The sequence below is a fragment of the Mesorhizobium sp. M8A.F.Ca.ET.021.01.1.1 genome (assembly GCF_003998025.1).
Classification (GTDB): domain Bacteria; phylum Pseudomonadota; class Alphaproteobacteria; order Rhizobiales; family Rhizobiaceae; genus Mesorhizobium.
Window position 1 is genome coordinate 1 of sequence record NZ_RZSJ01000923.1, and the last position, 1,383, is coordinate 1,383.

3 protein-coding genes are annotated in these 1,383 nt (G+C 62.8%); all 3 read left to right on the top strand.

Features of this window, described 5'->3' with window-relative positions; genetic code table 11:
* A partial coding sequence (locus EOA36_RS37875; protein ID WP_210212447.1) for a hypothetical protein occupies window positions 1-283 on the top strand: 283 nt, incomplete at its 5' end.
* A gap of 17 nt (window positions 284-300) precedes the next feature.
* Window positions 301-861 carry an invasion associated locus B family protein gene (locus EOA36_RS35490; RefSeq protein WP_127281239.1) on the top strand — a complete coding sequence of 187 codons (561 nt, stop codon included), beginning with the start codon at window positions 301-303 and terminating at the stop codon, window positions 859-861.
* A gap of 172 nt (window positions 862-1,033) precedes the next feature.
* Window positions 1,034-1,383 (top strand): DNA gyrase modulator (locus EOA36_RS35495; protein WP_281040114.1); only part of this gene is annotated, 350 nt, incomplete at its 3' end.

Sequence of the window (1,383 nt, forward strand, 5' to 3'; positions counted from 1 at the left end):
GTCTCAAGGTGGTTCAAACCATACTCTTTTTCCCTCCGCAAGAAAGGAGCGGTCGAAACCGTGCGGCATTTTTGCGCGCAAGCTGACATGGCTCTTCGAAGGCAATGGCGATGGTGGCGAATCGCGTATGTTCGGCGGGCTGTCCGCCCTACGCTGGCGGAGCCCGCAGAGCGTCGTAATTCAGGCGAATTTGACAGGGAAAAGCGCTGTATTGCCTGTTTCGGGACAGTCCGGCCGCGGTCTCGTCCTTTACTTGGCATTGGCGCAGCTTAAAGTGCCGTGATTCGCAATGGAGCCGTCATGAACTCTTGGCTTTCGAGACTGAGGCATACGCGACTGAGACTTTCGAGAACCCTGGCAAACGCCATGTTTCTCGCCGTCCTGTCGGCGGCCGGTCTGTTCGTCGCCGGGCAGGCCAATGCGGCCCAGCCGAGCGGCACGGTCAAGTCGACGCATGGCGCATGGTCGATCATCTGCGACACGCCGGCCGGCGCGACCTCGGAACAATGCGTGATGATGCAGAACGTCGTCGCCGAGGACCGTCCGGAGATGGGGCTTTCGGTCGTCGTGCTGCGCACCGCCGACAACAAGGCCGAGATCCTGCGCGTGCTGGCGCCGCTCGGCGTGCTGTTGCCGAACGGCCTCGGTCTCAACGTCGACGGCAAGGACATCGGCCGCGCCTATTTCGTGCGCTGCTTCCAGGACGGGTGTTATGCCGAGGTCATTCTCGAAAAGCCCCTGCTCGACACGCTGAAGACCGGCACGTCGGCAACGTTCATCGTCTTCCAGACGCCTGAGGAAGGCATCGGCATCCCGGTCGACCTCAAGGGTTTCGCCGAGGGTTTCGCCGCCCTGCCCTGATCGCGGCCTCGCGCTGAACCAGACCTGGACGCGGCTTTTGCCGACCCCGGATGCATGCCTTGCCATCGAGCGGACGATGTCATTCGTCGGCGCTGATCTTCATTGCCGATTGTGCGGGCGCGGCTTCACGCCTACATCGGGGGAAAGCAATCATCCCACGGACGGACGCGCCATGAACAGCCTGATCGGCCAATTCGACATTTCAGACGATCGCATCAAGCAGATCGTCGCCGACACCATCAAGGGCGCCGACGACGGCGAGCTTTTCCTCGAATACAGCGAGAGCGAGGCGCTGATGTTCGACAACGGCCGGCTAAAGACCGCCAATTTCAACACCGACCAGGGCTTTGGCCTGCGTGCGGTCGCCGGCGAAGCCAGCGGCTACGCTCATTCCAGCGACCTGTCCGAGGCGTCGCTGCTGCGCGCGGCCAATGCCGTGTCGACCGTCAAGGGCGGGTATTCCGGCACGCTTGCCGCGGCCCCCGCCCGCACCAACCGCCATCTCTACGGCGACGAGAACCC

Excerpts from the sequence above, each read along its gene's own strand:
- EOA36_RS35490 (WP_127281239.1), top strand. The coding sequence starts at position 301 with ATGAACTCTTGGCTTTCGAGACTGAGGCATACGCGACTGAGACTTTCG.